We start from the raw sequence: 17,862 nt of genomic DNA on the forward strand, positions 1-17,862 counted from the left end.
GTTGAACCCTCGCTGGATCGAGCCGCACGTACGCGCAGGGCTATGACGAAAACCACTCGTCCAATGCCTGCAAAGTACGCTTTGTGGCACCAGCATGCGCCGCCGACCAATCGTGCGCGGCACGGCCCATGGCCGCGNGACGATTCTCGTCGCCCAGCAACCTCAACGCCGCCCCCAATGCCTCGGGAGCATCCGCTGCCCGCAATGCGGCTTGCGCGGCAATCGCGTCTTTAGCGGCCTGTTCAAAATTGAAGGTGTACGGCCCGACAATAACCGGCACGCCAGCCGCACAAGCCTCGATCAAGTTTTGCCCGCCCAATGGCACAAAACTCCCTGCCACGATGGCCACATCCGCAGCGGCATAATAAAACGCCATCTCGCCCAATGAGTCACCCAGCATGACATCGACCTCACAATCCGCTGGCGGCACACTCTCCGTTTGCGTCAGTGGCAATTGCCCTTGCTGCGATATCGCTTGAGAAGCGATGTCTTCCAAGGCATACGTCGGAACCTGAGAGCGTCGCATGTACGTGAGCCCGGCAGCAGTCAACTGCTCGGCAGCCTCATCAAAACGCTGTGGATGTCGAGGAATCAATAGATACAACACACGCCGAGCCGAGACGCGCGCCCCAGCCGTTAGGGCTTCCCCCGCGCTGACCGCCCCTCCGGACGCCGCCCCTTCTGATGAGACACCTGCCGAAGCCTCTACCGCCTTGACGTTGCGAAGTGTCTGTATCGCTTGCACAAACAAAGCGTCTTCCCCTTCCCGCGTGCTGGCCACTGCTATCACCGGTCGTCCCAACACCTGCCGCCAAGCCCGGCCTTCCAGGGCCTGCGAAGTGGGCAAACTCAGATCAAATTTCAGACTCCCCGTCACACTGACCCGATGCGCGCCCGCCTGCTCCAACCGTTGAGCATCGTCGGGCGTTTGTGCCAGCACGGCATCCAAGTTCGCCAGCGCATCGCGCAACACCCGCCCCATCCATGCCGCCTGACGCAGCGACGAGGCGGAAAAACGCGCACTGATCAGCGCCATTCGTATCCCTTGCCGACGTGCCTGCGCCAACAAGTTAGGCCACACTTCACGCTCGATCAGAAGCCCGCAACGCGGCGTATAACAGGTTAAAAATTCGCGTACCGCGCCAGGAAAATCGTACGGCAACCACGTCTGGCGCAACTGACCCGAAGCAATCGCCTCCGGAAACAGGCGAGCGCCCTCAGCCCGTCCCGTCGCCGTCGTGTGCGTCAACAACACCGGCAAACCACGCTCCAATAGCACCTTGACGAGGGGCTCAGCGGCGCGCGTCTCGCCTAGGCTGACCGCATGCACCCATACGGGCGGTCGAGCAAACGGCGCCGGACTATCGGCACTCGGCCGACCAAAGCGCGCCGCCGAAAAAATACCCCAGTTGCCGCCGGCTTTGCGGGCTCGTCGCGCCATCCAGAGCCACACCAAAGGAGCCACAACATACAACGCCAGGGTGTAGGTGCCGCGTCGCATATCAATCTAGCGCCATGGCCGTTAGCTCGCGGCCAACGCCTGGTCCACGGACGCCAGTACCGCCCCACGCGACGGCGGTGCGCCACGGTCGCCCAGACTGGCCGTGAAACTCGACCCGATCAATGGCGTGCGCACCGGCGTAGAGGCTCGGTAGATGCCCACCGTGGGGCGCCCCAGCGCCGCCGACAAATGAGTCAGCCCGCTGTCCAACCCCACCATGATGCGCGCGCCGGCCAATTGCCGGGCAATAGCGGTCAAATCCATCCGAGGCAATACCTCGACGCCCGCAAAGCCTGCCACCAATGCTTGGGCACGCTCGGCCTCTTGCTGATTACCGGCCAACAAGCGCAATGTGCATCCGGCTTGCTGCACACGGGTAAACACGGCGCGCCAATCGTCTTCGGGCCAAAGCTTGTCGTCACGACTGGCCGACGGCATGATGACCGCATAGCCATGATCTGTATTCAGATGATGATGCGGACGGGCGCACGTCTCGGACGCCGCCACGCAAGCCTCAGCGTCGGCCCGCGCTTGCTCCGCAAACTCCTGTAGTCCAAAATCAGGGGGGCCGCTATACGTGTAACCAAATGCCAACGATGCCAATTCGCGCTGCCGCGTCACCGCCGGCTGCCAGAACTCGACGCGATGACGCACCTGATAAAACAACGACGCCAACGGCTCCCGGGCCGATCGCCAGTCCAGGCCATGGCGCACGCCACGCGTCTGGCGTACCAACCAGGCTGACTTCATCAACGCTTGCATATCCAGCACGACGTCGTACTTCACCGAGCGCAAACGCGCCGCCAGCGCACGCCGTTCGTCCTTTACAGATGCTGACCACCATGCTTTACGCCAGCGCCGGTGTGCCACTTTTATCACGTCGTGGACAGCCGGATGCCAGCTCGGGATCTCCGCAAACGCCTCCTCCGCGACCCAGTCGATGACGGCATCGGGGACGTGACGCGCAATGTCGGAAATCGCGGGCAGCATGTGCACCAGATCGCCGAGCGACGAGGTACGAACAATGAGAATGCGGGTTGCCATCGATTACTAGCGGGAACCTTCGGGTGTATTCATGCAAAAACCCTATCGGTCTTCACGGCATTTTGTTGAAATTTCCGACCCAACTCGGGTCGGGTCACGACACAGAATCCTGGCAATTTACAACAAACCTCAAATTTATGATGTCTACCTCTGTCAGCGACCTAAAAATCCGCCTTGTCAAAGTAGGCTGCGGCCGCATCTCCCAAAATCCTGTTAGAGCCGTCGAAAAGCGTCATCGCGGCGCGGAAACGGATCTCAGCAGAGGCAAGAATACCGCACGCAGCTCCCGGGCGGCATCGTCCGTCAAATGTTGCTTATCGTGATACCACGTGCGCCCCTCACGGGCCACCAGGCATTGCCCCGCGGCGCACAAACCGACGGTCGGATCGACAACGCCAAAGGGCTTCACGTCTGGCCATACCTCTTCGAGGCCCTCCAACATAGGTTTCTGACGCGTCACGTGCTCCGCCAGGCTAGGCCCATACGTGTTGGCGCCTTGTTGACTCACACTGAGCAGGGCCAGATCACGCGGGACGTCATCGTTTTCCAACTGCGGTACATCCAGGATCAGCGTCACCGCCTTGCCGGCTTGCTGCAAATAGCGAATCGTGTCGCGCAATGATGTATTGAAATTCTGGGTAGACATTTGCACGCCATTTGCCATCGACGGTTTAGCAAAGGCCGTTTCCGCCGCCTCGATCCAATAGCCTGCCAGAATGACCTGCTGGACAGGAGAGCGGGCCACATACTCCAGCGCCGCATCGGTAATGCCCGTGCAAGCCGGGCGCGTCGGAGGCACTGCTCCTTTCAACGGCACGCAGTTAGCGTACGCCATGGCCACGCCATGCAGATCCAGCTCACGCGCCAACGTGTCAAATGCGCTCACCCACATGCGCGCATGCGAGTCCCCCAGCAAGATAAAGTCAGGCGTGGGTGCTGCGACCGCCGGGTCACCTAATACGCACCCCGACTGCCCCGCGCGGATCACATCCAACTCGGGCTTGCCCTCGCATGCAATACCCGGCGCCATGTCCATGTCCTGGTCCAATTGGGTCAATACAGGCGGCAAGTCTTGCTGATCCGTGCGACTCGCTTGAATGGCCCACACGCCAGCCCCAAAACAGGTCAACGATGCGACCAACGCCACACCCAATATTGTCTTTGACCTTGCCGCGGCGAGAAACCCTGTCCGAAAAGGCCGCTCAATCAGGGCCCACGACACCCACGACACGACCAGCGCGATGGCCAGATATCCCAGCACCGGAATCTGTGGCAGACCTTTTACCGACCACACCGTCGAGCGAAACAGCACCAACAAGGGCCAATGCCACAAGTACAAAGAATAAGAAATCAGCCCCACAAACACCAACACCCGTAGCGAGAGCAAGCGCGTCATCCAGGTGGGAATGTGTGAATAGCCTGAATAGAGAATCAGACCGGCCCCCGCCACCGGCACCAATGCATGGGTCGCGGGAAACGGGGTTGCCTGCGTATACGTCAGCACACCCCACAGAATGCAAATCAACCCGACGATCGAGCAAATTTCCGCAAACCATAAAGGCGGTCGACTCAAACGCGTGCCAGCCAGCGACGCGATGATGCTACCGAACAGCAATTCCCAGGCCCGCGAGGGCAGCAGATAAAACGCCGCGGCTTGATCTACCTGCAGCAGGGCGCCACTCACCGCGAACGACACCATCGCCAACCCGACCAGCACACTGCGCACCACCCACATCGGCGTAGGTGCCGCGAGATAAGCACGTCGACCAAAGCGAAAAACCAGCACCAGCAAGCAAGGCAGCACGATATAGAACTGCGCTCCGACGGCTAGCGACCAGGTGTGCAACAGCGGCTGCGTGCTCAGGGCATTCTGGTCCCAGAAGTCATTCTCCTGCCCCCAGAAATAGTGGTTCGAAAAGAAATAGACCACATGCCGGACCGCCTTGCCCGCTTCCGCCAACTCGCCGGGCATTAGCAAATAAAAACTTGCGACCAGCGTAACGATGACCGCGGCAATCAGGGCGGGCAATATCCGCCTGGCACGTCGTCCGTAGAAATCGCAGAAAGAAAAACTGCCCTGGTACAAACTGGACAAAATATGTCCGGTAATTAAATAGCCGGAGATAACAAAGAAAATGTCTACGCCGACATAGCCGCCACCGAACCCGGCCACGCCTGCATGGAACAACACGACGGGCAATATCGCCAAAGCACGCAGGCCGTCGATATGAGGACGGTATTCGTTGGAATGCTGGGAAAAAGACATAAGGCGGCAGTATGGCCCGGAATTAATAAGACTCGCGATGACGGGGATACGCCTGCGCCACAAGTTTCGATACTGTCTCGGTACGTCGCCGGCGCGTCAATTGTCGACCGACGGACAACCAGGCAAGGACGGCGAACGGCAACGTCAGGTTGCCAAAGGTCACGGTGTTGTAAGGGGTGTACGCCGCGGTGTGGGGCCGTGTACCCGCCAGAGACTGGGGGAAAAGCAGCGGCCCGGCTGACGCCGAGCGCGACGAGATCATTAGCAACGACGGGGACACCGCGATCAAGAGCGGCAAAATTTTGGCCCAACTCATGCGTAAAAACACCTAAGAAAACTCCATGCATGCAGGCCACGCCCAATGCTAGCCGTTGGTTATATTGGGTTTAAGCCCCTTGAAAAGTATCTAAATGTACGCGTACGATACATATAATTAAATTATAAAGTGGTTACACAGTGGCCTCGTGGGACGTATTGGTCGCGTAATAGATGACAAGCCGGACATGCTGGTCCACAATGAATTCCAAAGCAGACCAAGGAGACAGCCATGCGCCTAGCCGATGCTCAATGGATTCCGTCTACGCAGCACCAAACTTGGGACGCCCTGATGGATCCTGAAGTGCTGCAGAAATGCTTGCCCGGGTGTATCAAGCTCGAGCGCCAGTCCCCAACAGAGTACGCATTATCCATGCGTGCCAACGTAGGGGGCGTGCAAGCCCAGTACGAAGGGGAGATTTTGCTTTCCGAGCTAAAGCCGCCGCATAGCTTCTCGCTGGCCTTCGAGGGCAAGAGCCAAACCTCCAGCCTGGCCATCGGCACCGCCCAGATCACGTTATCCCCCAAAGACGATGGCACCCGGCTCGCCTATACCGTTGCCGCGATGGCGGGTGGCACACTCGGCAAGGTCGGTGAGCAAGCCTTGATCAAGGCGGGTGGAAAACTCGTAGAAAAATTCTTTACCGCCTTTATCGACCAGATGGCAAAGGTGCCGCGCGTGGCCCCGCCCCCTGAGCCCGAAGAGCCCTCCCGGGGTCTAACCTCGTCGCGCTGGTCGTGGCTCGCAGTGGCCGCTGTCGTGATCGTCATTGTGGGATATCACGCCCTATTCAAATAACCCCAGGGCCCCTCCTGTCTCGTGATCAAGCCGAATTTGACAGTGCTTGACCTTGGTCGAAATATGCGCGGGTTACAATCAATGATTGATCGATCAACAATATCCTCGGCGCCATGAATACGCCCGCTACGGCCGTTCCCGAACCCCCCACCGACATTCCCGCCGAACCTCTCCGCAGTAAGCGTGACCTCCTGAAAGCGATGCTGGGTGTCGCCGCCACCGTCGTGCTGGCCGCCTTTGATTCCACGATTGTCAGTACGACATTACCCCGTGTGGCCGAAGCCCTGAACGGCATGGCGCTTTATGCCTGGGTCGGTACCGGTTACTTATTGGCGACGGCGGCGTCGATTCTGATCTTTGGCCGGTTGGGCGACATGTTCGGACGCAAGCCGCTAATGCTATTGTCGGTCTCCATCATCGCCCTGGGATCCATCGCCTGTGGCTTGTCGCAATCGATGTTGCAACTGATCGTTTTCCGGACGCTACAAGGGATTGGAGGCGGGATGATGATCGCCACGGCCTTTGCGGCCCCAGCGGATCTCTTTCCCGACGCCAAAGAGCGCGTGCGCTGGTTGGCACTGGTTTCGGCAGCCTTTGCAATGGCTAGCGGAGTCGGGCCCTTGCTCGGTGGTGCTGCCACCCAGGCTTTCGGCTGGCGTGCCGCCTTCTTCATTGCCCCGGTCGCGGCAATCGTCGCCCTGTTCATGTTGGCGCGCTATTTCCCGCATATCCGGCCGCTCCATGCCTCAACGGACAAACAACGCATCGACTGGCTCGGCAGCCTGCTGTTGATCATCGCCGTCAGTGCCCCCTTGGCCGCGATGGAACTCGGTTTTGCCCCCGGCGAACACGCCCATCCGGTGATCGCCATATGCCTGGCATTGGCGGGCATCGCCGCCATTGCGCTGCTGGTGCCGTACGAACGTCGCATCGCGTCGCCCATTTTTCCGCTGCGCGTGATCGCCAAGCGCGAACCCCAGTTGCTCAACGTAGCGGCCTTGGCGGTGGGTGCAGTGATGTTCGTGCTGATTTTCTATAGCCCCCTGCTGCTGCAAACAGAAATGGGCTACACCCCCAGCGAAGCCGGCCTGCTGTTGACACCCTTGGTGGCCGCGATTCCTATCGGCAGCATTATCAACGGACACTTGTTTCCCAGGCAAAACGAGCCGCAGCGCCTGATGGTGTTCGGTGGCCTCCTGCTGGCCGTAGGGTCATTAATGATATTGACGTTCGGCAAAGGAACCTCAACCATATGGATCTTGCTGGCGTTCTTCGTCACGGGCTGCGCGCTGGGTTTTCTGCTGACTAATTTGACGCTCTTCATGCAAATGCTCAGCGAGCGCCGCGACGTCGGTGTCGCCTCGGCGCTGGTCCAGACTACCCGCGCCATCGGCAGCGCGACGGGCACCGCGTTAGTGGGTATCGCCATTGCACGCAGCTCCGTCCTCGAAGGCGTGCGGATTGGTCTGATCATCTGTACACTATTGGCGCTGTGCTGCGCTTACCTGGCGCACCGCGTCAAAATGAAGAACGTCATTTCCCGCGCCACGCCACGCAAAGCCTAACCGGAAACCTGCCTCATGCCCCGTCGCGACTTGATGGACCTCCTGCTATTGGCGGCGGTATGGGGCGGATCTTTTCTGTTCATGCGCATAGCCGTACCCGAGTTCGGACCGGGGCCGCTCATGGAGCTGCGCGTCGGGCTGGCTGCCCTTATGTTGCTGCCCGTCGCGCTGCTGCGCGGCAAGCTCCCCGTCATCGCGCGCCACTGGAAAGCCATCTTCGTCGTCGGCGCGCTGAATTCCGCTATCCCCTTCTTGTTGTACGCTTACGCCGCTCAGTCGCTGGGTGCGGGGTTCATGTCGGTATCCAATGCCGTCACGCCTGTATGGGGCGCCATCATCGGCTGGCTATGGCTCAAAGACCGCTTGCCCCTCATGCGCACCATCGGACTGGCCATCGCCTTTCTGGGCATCTTTGTACTGTCGTGGGACAAGCTGGACTTTAGCAGCGGCGGAGACGGCCCCGCCGTGCTGGCGCTCATCGCCGCCCCGATGTTCTACGGCATCGCTGCCAACTGGACCAAACGTTTTCTGAGCACAATCGACCCGTTATCCGCGACCACGGGCAGCATGATCAGCGCCGCCCTGGTCCTGGCGCCGCTGGCCATCGCCACCTGGCCAAGCCAGGCTGTTTCCTGGCAGGCGTGGTCGGCCACTATCACGCTGGCCATCGCCTGCACCGGCCTCGCCTATCTGATGCTCTTTCGTTTGATTGCCAGCGTTGGCCCCACCGGAGCGGTCAGCGTCACCTTTCTGGTGCCGCTTTTTGGCGTTCTGTGGGGTGCCTGGTTCCTCGACGAAACGCTCACTCCGCAAATCCTGGCGGGCGCCACGGTTATTCTGATCGGTACTGCACTGGCACTGGGATTGATTCGTCGCCGGCCAGCGACTCAAAAGTCGACCCCCTAGCCACGTAGCAGCGCTGCCACCAGAGCCCCATTCAGTATTCGCTCGAACGTCCCGTCAGGGCCACACCGATGCGCAGCAAGGCATACGCCACCGCATCGATACAGCGGTTCCACCAACCGCGCCGCTGGTAATCCTCGGCGCACACCAATCGTCCCCCCTCGTCGATGGCGGTCTCCAGTCGCTGCTGCAACTCATGGGCAAAGGACACGTCATCGACCACCACGTTTGCCTCACGCGCGAGCAACAGGCTAAACGGATCCAGGTTGGACGAGCCCACGGTCGCAATGCCATCGATCACCGCGACCTTGGCATGCAAATAGCTGGGCACGTACTCGTAAATCTCGATACCGCCCAACAGTAGCCGGTTATAGAGCGAACGCGTCGCGCAGTACTGCATGTGATATTCGATCTTGCCTTGCAGCAGCAAACGCACCCTCACGCCACGTGCTGCCGCACGCCACAATGCTTTGCGAAGCTGGCGCCCCGGAAAGAAATACGCATTGGCAATCAGGATGTCGCGCTGCGCATGCTCGATACCGTACAAGTACGCCCGCTCGATCGTCTGCCGATAACGCAGGTTATCGCGCAGCACCAGCGCGGCACGCTGGGTCCCGGCCCGCTCGCTAGGGGGGCGCCTCGGCAGACTTAACTGCATACGCCGCCAATCGCGCGGATGGCGTCGTAGCTTGGCCCAACTCAGACGCACCCATAGTAAGTCTTGTGCATGCACCGCATACGCCACCAACGGCCCGCGTACCTTTACCGCAAAATCAAAGCGCGGTGCCGGGATGTCGTCCTTAGGATCCAGATCATCATAATCATCCACCACGTTGATGCCGCCAACAAAAGCGACGTCTCCATCGACTACCACCACCTTGCGATGCAGGCGACGTAGCCGATTCCGCGACAGCGCCAGGCGCCCATACCAAGGCGGCTCGGGACGGTAGACCCGACAATATCCGCCCGCGGCCACGATACGATCACGCACGCCATTTGCCGTATCCGCGCTTCCAAAGCCGTCGATCACCACGCGGACTTTCACATCACGGCGCGCGGCGCGCTCCAGGCTCTGCAATACCTGTTCGCCCGTGCGATCAGGCTGAAAAATATACGTTTCCAGGTGCACGCTCACGCGCGCGTCATCGATCCCCTGGCAAAGCGCGGGAAAGAAATCAGCGCCATTCTGCAGGAGCTCGACGGCGTTGTCATCGGTCCAGTCGAGCCTGACGATATCGGCCTTCACGGCAACTCAAGCTCCGTCAGCAAGGGAGCATGGTCGGATAAGCGCGCCCACTCGCGGCCCCGCAATACGCGCGCGCTGCGCACCGCAAACCCGCGCTGGTAGATCCGATCCAGCCGGAACCAGGGAAATACAGCGGGAAACGTACGCGGTGGAGGCAAGGGGCAATAGGCGCCATCCATACCCAACTGGTTGACGCGCTCCTGTACCGACAGGCCATTCGGCAGACCACGCAACGCGTTGCCAAGCCGTCGCACCGAATCGCGCAAGCGAGGTAATTCCCCGCCATGGCTGCGCGGCGCATTGGCAAAGACCTCGCTCAGGCCCAACTGTTGCACAAACAACGGCGCCAGGCGATCACCCCAATCATTAAAGTCACCCGCAATCAACATGGGTTGTCCGTCCGGCACTGATCGGGCGATGCGTTCGATCAGTGCGGAAATCTGTCGGCCACGACTGACAGCAAACAGACCCAGGTGGACCACAAAGCAGTGCACATCATGATCCTCAATCCGAACGCGCGCATGCAGCAGGCCACGCTGCTCGAGTCGATGATCGGAAATGTCCTGATTCTCGTGCTCCACAATCGGATAGCGCGACAGCAAGGCATTGCCGTGATCGGTATGATCGCGGATGGCGTTGCAGCCATAAGCGACATTGAGATGGAGTGCCGCGGCCAGAGACTCGTGCTGAGCATCCAGCATCGAACGCTGCTCATTGCGGCCCTGGACCTCTTGCAGGAACACCAGATCGGGGCGCAAACCATACAGCCCAAGGCGCAATTCATTCAGAGATGCACGACGACCGAGGGACGAGCGTCCCTTGTGGATGTTGTAGCTGACAATGCGGATAAGCGACATGAACCGAATGGCGCCTTTTTATGCGGCGGACAAGGGCAGCCGAAGCTGCCCTTGTTATCCTGGGTAGCGGGTAGGCGACGCACCAGTCTGCAACAGACCCGCGCCGCCCTCTGCCCGCAGATTACTTCATTTCACTTCGACATTGCGCAGGCGGATATGCAACTCGCGCAATTGCTTTTCATCGACCTCGGACGGGGCTTGCGTCAGCAGGCATTGCGCACGTTGAGTCTTAGGGAAAGCGATCACATCGCGAATGGACTCCGCACCAGTCATCATCGTGACAATACGATCCAGGCCAAAGGCGATACCCCCATGTGGCGGCGCGCCATATTGCAGCGCATCGAGCAAGAAACCGAACTTCTCGCGGGCCTCTTCGGCGCCGATTTTCAGCGCACGGAAGACCTTGCTCTGGACTTCTTCGCGGTGAATACGGACAGAACCACCCCCGATTTCCCAGCCGTTGAGCACCATGTCGTAGGCCTTGGCGAACGCCTTGCTGGGATCAGACTCAAGAAAGTCCTCGTGACCGTCCTTGGGGCTGGTGAACGGGTGGTGAGCAGCGGTGTAACGGCCGTCTTCCTCGTCGTATTCGAACATCGGAAAATCGACCACCCACAGGGGCTTCCAGCCGGGAGATACCAGCCCCGTCTTTTTACCGAACTCGCTGTGGCCGATCTTCACGCGCAAGGCACCGATCGCATCGTTGACCACTTTGACGGTGTCAGCGCCAAAGAAAATAATGTCGCCGTCTTGCGCATTGGTGCGCTTGACCAGCTCGGTCAAGGCGGCATCATGCAGGTTTTTAACGATGGGCGACTGCAGGCCGTCACGGCCCTTGGCGGTAGCGTTGACCTTGATATAGGCCAGGCCCTTGGCGCCATAGATGCCCACGAACTTCGTGTATGCATCGATTTCGCTACGGGACAACTCAGCGCCACCGGGCACGCGCAAAGCCACCACGCGGTTGCCCGGCGCGGTCGCGGCGGCAAAAACCTTGAACTCGACATCACGCATGACATCGGTCACATCGGTGAACTCGAGATTCACGCGCAGATCGGGTTTGTCCGAACCGTAACGCTGCATGGCCTCGGTCCAGCTCATGATCGGGAACGGCGACGGCAGTTCGACGTCTTGCACCGTCTTGAATACATGACGGATCATGTTTTCAAAGATCTCGCGGATTTCGAGTTCGTTCAGAAACGACGTTTCGCAATCGATCTGGGTGAACTCGGGCTGACGATCAGCACGTAGGTCTTCGTCGCGGAAGCATTTGGTGATCTGGTAGTAGCGATCAAACCCCGACACCATCAGCATCTGCTTGAACAGCTGCGGCGACTGCGGCAACGCAAAGAAGTGGCCGGCGTTCACACGCGAGGGCACCAGATAATCGCGCGCGCCTTCAGGCGTGCTCTTGGTCAGCATGGGAGTTTCGATATCGATAAAGCCCAACTGGTCCAGGAACTTGCGCACCTCGATCGACACGCGGTAACGCAGCATCAGGTTGCGCTGCATCTGCGGACGACGCAGATCCAGCACGCGATGCGTCAAACGGGTCGTCTCGGACAGATTGTCGTCGTCGAGCTGGAACGGCGGCGTGACCGACGCATTCAGGATCTCGAGATCCTGGCACAGCACCTCGATCTCGCCCGAAGCCAGACCCTCATTGGTCGTGCCTTCGGGACGCAGGCGCACCAGGCCAGTCACGCGGATGCAGAATTCGTTACGCAGGCGCTCGGCGGTGGCAAAGGCGGCATTATCCGGATCGAAAACGATCTGGGCCAGCCCCGCGCGGTCGCGCAGGTCGATAAAGATGACCCCACCGTGATCGCGGCGGCGGTTCACCCAGCCGAAGAGGGTGACAGTCTGGCCGAGATGGTCACGGCAAACCTCGCCGGTGTAGCAGGTACGCATTGCGGGATGACTCCTAGGTGCTGTGTGTCAGCGTAAAATGTTACGAATCGGCGGCCGGAGCCGTCGGAACGGGGGTGACTGCCGGGGCCGGCTGGCCCGGCGGCGCCACAACGCCCATGGAAACGATGTACTTCAGGGCAGCGTCCACGCTCATCTGCAGTTCGATGACGTGGTCGCGAGGCATCATTAAAAAGAACCCCGACGTGGGATTCGGTGTGGTCGGGACGTACACACTGACGTGATCTCCCGGCAGGTAGCTCGCGACCTCACCACTGGGCACGCCCGTCAGGAATGCGATGGTCCAGGAGCCGGCCCGCGGATACTGCACCAGCACCGCCTGGCGAAATGCCTGGCCATTGGGCGCCAGCACCGTATCGCTGACCTGCTTGACCGAATTGTAGATGGAACGCACCAGCGGGATACGCCCCAGCAGCGACTCCCACTGTACGAGCAACGTACGTCCCAGCAGATTGGCAGCAAATACTCCGGTCAACAACACGACCGCGATCACCAGCGCAAACCGGAAACCCGGGATATAGATACCAAATAAGGATTGCGACGACAAGAAGCTCGGTACCAGGCCCTCAAGCGTCGCGATCAGCAGCCCCAGCACCCAGAGAGTAATAGCCAGGGGAGTCCAGATCAGCAACCCGGTGACGAAATACTTCTTGATGACGCGCATGCCGTCTGCCTTTTTGGATATCAGGACGAAACGGCAGGCGCCGGGGGGGGCGCGGCGGCCGGTGTGGCCGATTTGGCCGAGCTATCGCTCGCCGCGGGCGTGGCGGTCTTCGCCGTGTCCGGGCTGGACGCCGACGAGCCACCGTCGGACTTGGCGGTGCCACTCGACCCATTATTGCGAAAATCGGTAACGTACCAGCCGGATCCCTTCAATTGAAAGCCAGCCGCAGTGACCTGCTTGGAATACGTGCTCTGGCCGCACTCGGGACAAACCGACAGCGGGGCATCGGACATTTTTTGCAACACGTCTTGGGCATGGCCACAAGCACTGCATTTGTAAGCGTAGATAGGCATGATCGGGAGTTTCCAGGTAACCGGCGCATCAAAAACCGCCGTTTCACCACCCAAACGAGCGGGCAGCGACCAGGCGGCGCCGGATCCAATACGGGAAAGTCTTGAATTTTAGCTTTTTTTCCTGCTCAGGCAGTGCCGGGCGCTGGAGCTCGCTGCCTGACTACCGTCCCAGGGGCAGCAGGAACATGCCGGCGGCCACCAGGGTAGGCACCAGGGCGGACAAAAACAACCTGCCCGCCGATATCGCTTCGTCGGGGAAAAACGGCCGCAAAATCGCATAACCCGCCGGATTAGGCGCATTGGCAATCACCGTCAAACCGCCGCCCGTCACCGCGCCTGCCACCAGCATGTAATGCCATGCGGGGGTCGACCCCTCGACCAGCGACCCCAGATAGGTCAGCGCCGCATTGTCGGTCACCGCCGTCAGGGCGGTCGCGCCCCAGAACAACACATTGGGCTCCAGGCCTCCCAGCAGATCTTGCAGCCACCATTTCTGCAAGCCGCCCAACACCACCAGGCCCGCCAGGAAAAAGCCCACCATCAAGCCTTCGCGAATCAACAGACGATCTTGATGGCGTCGATAAGCATGCACAAAGCCGATGAACATCATCATCAGGCCCAGAAAGACGGCGGGGTGATGCGCCGCCATCACGACACCGACCAGGCACGCCAAATGCACCAGGATAATCAGACAGGGGACGGGCCCGCGTCTGGGGGGTTCGTCCTCGTCGGCATTTACCCCATCGCCCGTGCCAACGATGTGCCCAGCCAACGCGTGGCGGCAAATCCAGGTCAGTGCCGCCGCATTGATGACAACAGCAATTGCCGCACGCCAGCCAAAATGCATCGCCATGTAGGCCGAATCCCAGCCAAAGGTGGACGCCACCATCAACACGGGCGGCGCCGCGTAGGCCGTCAAGACCCCACCGATCGACACATTGACAAACAACACGCCCAGCGTCAGATACTTGAAGCCCGTATTCCCGCCGCGCCGAAAATAACCATCTCGCAACAAGATGGCCGCCAGCGTCATGGCTGCCGGCTCGGTGATAAACGAGCCCATCAGCGGCACCGCCGCCATCACGACAAAAAAGGTCGCGACTTCGCGCTGCAGAGGCAACAAGCGAGCCATCCCTCGCACAATCAAGCCCACCAGTTCCAAAATGGGTCGACTGGCCGCCACCACCATGATCGCGAACACGAAAAGCGGTTCAGTGAAATTGCGCGTATCCATGTACTGCATGGCCGTCGCATTGCCACTGACCAGCGCCATACAGACGATCAGTACAAACGCCCAGACGCCGAATACCGCCTCGACCTCGGACAACAGATGCCATATCCCCGCATGCGGCCCATTGCGATGCGCCAGACGCGCAAAAATCGGCACCGAAAAAGTATGGATAACCGCCACCGCGAACAAAATCGTGGCGAGAAGTTCAAGGGTTTCAGGCATAGGGGAAACTTGGGGAGGTGGCAGCAAATGGGCTTGGCTATCCTATCACGCACAGGGCCGATCAGACCGAGGGTGGCGGGGGCGGTTCGGTCGTCTCGGGTGGTGTGGCCGGTTGTGTTTGCGTTGGGGTTTTCGACGCCGCCATCGATTCGCTTTTGAATTGCATCAAGAGGCTGTGCAGCATCTCGGTCGACAAGCCATGCAACACCAGACGATAGCCGGCTCGCAGCGTCGACAGCGGCACCAATGGGTGTTTGTTGTTCACCAGAATCAGATGTTGTGGCGCCTCTAGAATCTGGGCGGTATAGATCCCAACCGTTTCATCGAGCTGCAGCGAATTGGCAGCACGCCAAAAATCATTGTCGGTCAACATCAACTGATACAGCGGCGTGAACAACTCGATCGCGCTTTGCAAATCCAGAAAATTACGTTTGCGCTGCGGCATATCCGCCAGGCTCAGGCCGGGATCACGGATCATCGAAAAATCGACTGTCTCCGGTGCGTGCATTTCGACGCCCGCTTCTCGCAACGCACTATTCAGACGAATCACGAAATTGAATAAATTCAGATCATGTTTGACGAACATTTCGTCCCTCAGATCCGAAATCCTCATCGGCTCGAGCGGCGTCGTCGATACCGGCACCGGCGCGTTACGCGCGATGAACGACAACACCTGTGCACCCAAATGAAAATGACGCAAGATCAGCCAATTCGCCTCGGGCGAAACAAAGTGCTCCAACCCCCATGCCAGGACCCGATGCAGCAATTTCGAATGCGACCATCTGCGCGGCAAAAACGTCTTGATGACCTGGATCAGGATAATGAACGCACGCGCCAGGGGCCGTAAAAAAGGCAGCAAGTACTGTCGCGACTTGCAGCTGGAATCCGCCAACCACGCCTCTTTCACCGCATCGGGCAGCGGCGTACTGCGATCCAGATACAAGGCCAGCCAAGGGCTGGGGTCTGCCGGATCATGCTCGCGCGTCAAAAACTCGGGGGTGCGAGGATTCACGATTACTCAACCTCCATCACGTGATGGAATTGCATCAGATATAGGGCTGCGGTACGGCGTGCAGTATCGACAATACGGCGCTCGGCCAATCCGCGATCATCTGCGTCCAGTACGAGCTCGACGGCCATCAGCCATCGCGCCAAATGGTGCTCGTCATTATGCCCGTGATACTCGAGGAACCGGAATCGATCGGGAGGCAAGTCCAGGCTATCCTTCAAGAGCGGCAACAAGGCCGGCACGATGCGCTGCCCCGTGCCCTCGATAATGTAGATGGCGCCGAGCAAACCAACGGGGTCCTTCGTCGCCGCCAACGCATGCAGATACGCGTTCAGCGCCTCACCGCCGGGGTTACGGCGCAGCGCATCAATATTGGATACCGACCCGCCCGCATTGCGATAGTCCCGAAACAGAATCTGAAAATCGTCCTGTTCTTCGCCGGCATGCACGCTAATCAAATCCGCCAACGTCTGATAGGTCTCGCCAAGCGACGCAGCGCCTTCACGCATCCATTTGCTGCCCTCGCGCACCTGGGGAATCCAGTGCTCCATCCAGTTCAGATAGTCCGCCGTCACAAAGCGGCGGTCGCGCAAGCGTCGCACTACCGGCGTGCGCCAGACACGCGAGCGGTAGTCATGCCAAATCGATGCCAGCTCGGTCAGCAACGGCCCCAGCCCCTGCGGCGCTTGGTCGGGATCATGCGGCGGCGCAATGGTCTGCGCGTCATCGCTAAATCGCGCGGCGGCGTACGCCGTCGATGCCGGACTCACTGCCCCAAGACTCACCGTTGACGCGCAGGCGGACAATGGCGTATCCACCGCCTCTGCCTCCAACAACATATACGCCGTCATGAAGCGGCCCGATTCCGGGATATAGCAAAACACCTGCTGTCCGGGGGTCAACGTGTGGGTTTCGAGAAACTCCGCCAGCATGATCAGGATCGAGGCTGCCCCCGTATTTCCACGCCAGGCCAGATTGCTGAACCAGCGCTCGCGAGGAATCTCGAGCCCGGCCTTTTCCATCAAGTCCGCAACGACGGGTATAAATTTCTCTGACGAGTAATGGCACAGGAAATGATCCACGCGCTCAGGATCCACCCAGCCATCGCGCACCAGGGTCACGTACTCGTGAATACCGATGTCGAACAAATGTGGCAACAAACGGATGTTCTGCCGTAACGACAGCGCCCCGGCCGCCTCGGCTTCGGTCCACGACGCGTAATCCAAATGCCCCTGCCCGCCCTCGGCCGGCAAGCCCAGCTGCATGCAGACAGGATAGTCTCCCGAGAACGCGCGCTGATGTACCCACTTCAGGCGCAATCGCACACCGGACGAAGCGCCCGGCAAGGCAGCGCCGCTATTACCCAGCAACACGGCGCCAGCGCCGTCGGACAACATCCACCGCAGAAAGTGCGAATCAAAATCCGCGTCATAATCACGTGCCGCAAAGCGTGAACGCTTGAATAAGCGCGAAGGCATCTCACTGGCCACGGCCAGCGCCCGATGATGCGCACCCAGCTCAATTCCTTGCGCCGCCGCCTGGATCGCGGATACGCCGGCCGCGCAGATGCCGTGTACCGACAACGTTTCCATCGGCGGCGCCGCCAACTCACCTTGAATCATGTTGGCAAAGCCGGGCATCAAAGCATCGCCCCCGGACGAACCGCAAGTCAGCAGCGATACCTCCGCCAAGCCACGGTCTTGTCGACGCAAGCAATCACTGATCGCCTGCGCCGCCTGGGCCGCGTTCGTCCAACGCGTATTGCCCGCGTCGTCAATGGCGTAGTAGCGCTGCTTAATGCCGTTTTCAGCCAGGATGCGCTGTTTGATACGGCCCGATATGCGATTCAACGGCGCGATATACCGATCCATCTCCTCGTTGGTCACGGGCTCGCCCGGCATGAAATAGCCGGCGCTTTCCAGGAAAACGCGATCAAAGGCGACAGGCATAAAGGAAAT

14 protein-coding genes and 1 pseudogene are annotated in these 17,862 nt (G+C 59.9%); 3 read left to right on the forward strand and 12 right to left on the reverse strand.

What is annotated here, in order from left to right:
* Positions 1 to 138: 138 nt before the first annotated feature.
* From ACNAZS_RS16095 to ACNAZS_RS16110, 4 genes and pseudogenes are all read right to left on the reverse strand, one after another.
* A pseudogene (locus tag ACNAZS_RS16095) lies at positions 139 to 1,501 on the reverse strand (3-deoxy-D-manno-octulosonic acid transferase); the annotation flags it as partial.
* 21 nt (positions 1,502 to 1,522) lie between these two features.
* Positions 1,523 to 2,545 carry a lipopolysaccharide heptosyltransferase I gene (gene waaC, locus ACNAZS_RS16100; protein ID WP_415791081.1) on the reverse strand — a complete coding sequence of 341 codons (1,023 nt, stop codon included), beginning with the start codon at positions 2,543 to 2,545 and terminating at the stop codon, positions 1,523 to 1,525.
* Positions 2,546 to 2,777: 232 nt separating this feature from the next.
* Positions 2,778 to 4,811, reverse strand: coding sequence for an acyltransferase family protein (locus tag ACNAZS_RS16105; RefSeq protein WP_415791083.1), 2,034 nt, complete (start codon positions 4,809 to 4,811; stop codon positions 2,778 to 2,780).
* A gap of 22 nt (positions 4,812 to 4,833) precedes the next feature.
* Positions 4,834 to 5,127, reverse strand: a complete 294-nt coding sequence (locus ACNAZS_RS16110) for a hypothetical protein (protein ID WP_415791085.1) — start codon at positions 5,125 to 5,127, stop codon at positions 4,834 to 4,836.
* A 231-nt stretch (positions 5,128 to 5,358) separates the two neighbouring features.
* Between ACNAZS_RS16110 and ACNAZS_RS16115 the strand changes: the two genes are divergently transcribed.
* From ACNAZS_RS16115 to ACNAZS_RS16125, 3 genes are all read left to right on the forward strand, one after another.
* Entirely contained in the window at positions 5,359 to 5,925 is a 567-nt protein-coding gene (locus tag ACNAZS_RS16115) for an SRPBCC family protein (protein ID WP_415791087.1), read from the forward strand.
* Positions 5,926 to 6,038: 113 nt separating this feature from the next.
* On the forward strand, positions 6,039 to 7,490 hold the full coding sequence (locus tag ACNAZS_RS16120) for an MFS transporter (RefSeq protein ID WP_415791089.1): 1,452 nt from the start codon (positions 6,039 to 6,041) through the stop codon (positions 7,488 to 7,490).
* 15 nt (positions 7,491 to 7,505) lie between these two features.
* A complete protein-coding gene (locus tag ACNAZS_RS16125) occupies positions 7,506 to 8,396 on the forward strand; it encodes a DMT family transporter (protein ID WP_415791091.1) in 891 nt (296 codons plus the stop codon).
* A gap of 31 nt (positions 8,397 to 8,427) precedes the next feature.
* On the opposite strand, the gene clsB is transcribed toward ACNAZS_RS16125, so the two are convergent.
* The 8 genes from clsB to ACNAZS_RS16165 all read right to left on the reverse strand — a co-directional run bounded on the left by clsB (position 8,428) and on the right by ACNAZS_RS16165 (position 17,853).
* Positions 8,428 to 9,639 carry a cardiolipin synthase ClsB gene (gene clsB / locus ACNAZS_RS16130; RefSeq protein WP_415791093.1) on the reverse strand — a complete coding sequence of 404 codons (1,212 nt, stop codon included), beginning with the start codon at positions 9,637 to 9,639 and terminating at the stop codon, positions 8,428 to 8,430.
* Complete coding sequence (locus ACNAZS_RS16135) at positions 9,636 to 10,496, reverse strand: endonuclease/exonuclease/phosphatase family protein (RefSeq protein WP_415791095.1); 861 nt, start codon at positions 10,494 to 10,496, stop codon at positions 9,636 to 9,638. Before ACNAZS_RS16135 ends, clsB begins: the two co-directional genes overlap by 4 nt.
* 126 nt (positions 10,497 to 10,622) lie before the next feature.
* Positions 10,623 to 12,407: an aspartate--tRNA ligase gene (gene aspS, locus ACNAZS_RS16140; protein ID WP_415791097.1), complete on the reverse strand. Its 1,785-nt coding sequence runs from the start codon at positions 12,405 to 12,407 to the stop codon at positions 10,623 to 10,625.
* 40 nt (positions 12,408 to 12,447) lie between these two features.
* Entirely contained in the window at positions 12,448 to 13,089 is a 642-nt protein-coding gene (locus ACNAZS_RS16145; RefSeq protein ID WP_415791099.1) for a DUF502 domain-containing protein, read from the reverse strand.
* A 20-nt stretch (positions 13,090 to 13,109) separates the two neighbouring features.
* On the reverse strand, positions 13,110 to 13,442 hold the full coding sequence (locus ACNAZS_RS16150) for an FmdB family zinc ribbon protein (protein ID WP_415791101.1): 333 nt from the start codon (positions 13,440 to 13,442) through the stop codon (positions 13,110 to 13,112).
* Between the two features lie 160 nt (positions 13,443 to 13,602).
* Entirely contained in the window at positions 13,603 to 14,895 is a 1,293-nt protein-coding gene (locus ACNAZS_RS16155) for a putative Na+/H+ antiporter (protein ID WP_415791103.1), read from the reverse strand.
* Positions 14,896 to 14,956: 61 nt separating this feature from the next.
* Positions 14,957 to 15,907: a DUF6999 family protein gene (locus tag ACNAZS_RS16160; protein WP_415791105.1), complete on the reverse strand. Its 951-nt coding sequence runs from the start codon at positions 15,905 to 15,907 to the stop codon at positions 14,957 to 14,959.
* 2 nt (positions 15,908 to 15,909) lie between these two features.
* Entirely contained in the window at positions 15,910 to 17,853 is a 1,944-nt protein-coding gene (locus ACNAZS_RS16165) for an iron-containing redox enzyme family protein (protein ID WP_415791107.1), read from the reverse strand.
* Positions 17,854 to 17,862 lie beyond the last annotated feature (9 nt).

It is taken from the genome of Bordetella tumulicola, assembly GCF_965138755.1.
Classification (GTDB): Bacteria; Pseudomonadota; Gammaproteobacteria; order Burkholderiales; family Burkholderiaceae_B; genus Bordetella_A; species Bordetella_A tumulicola.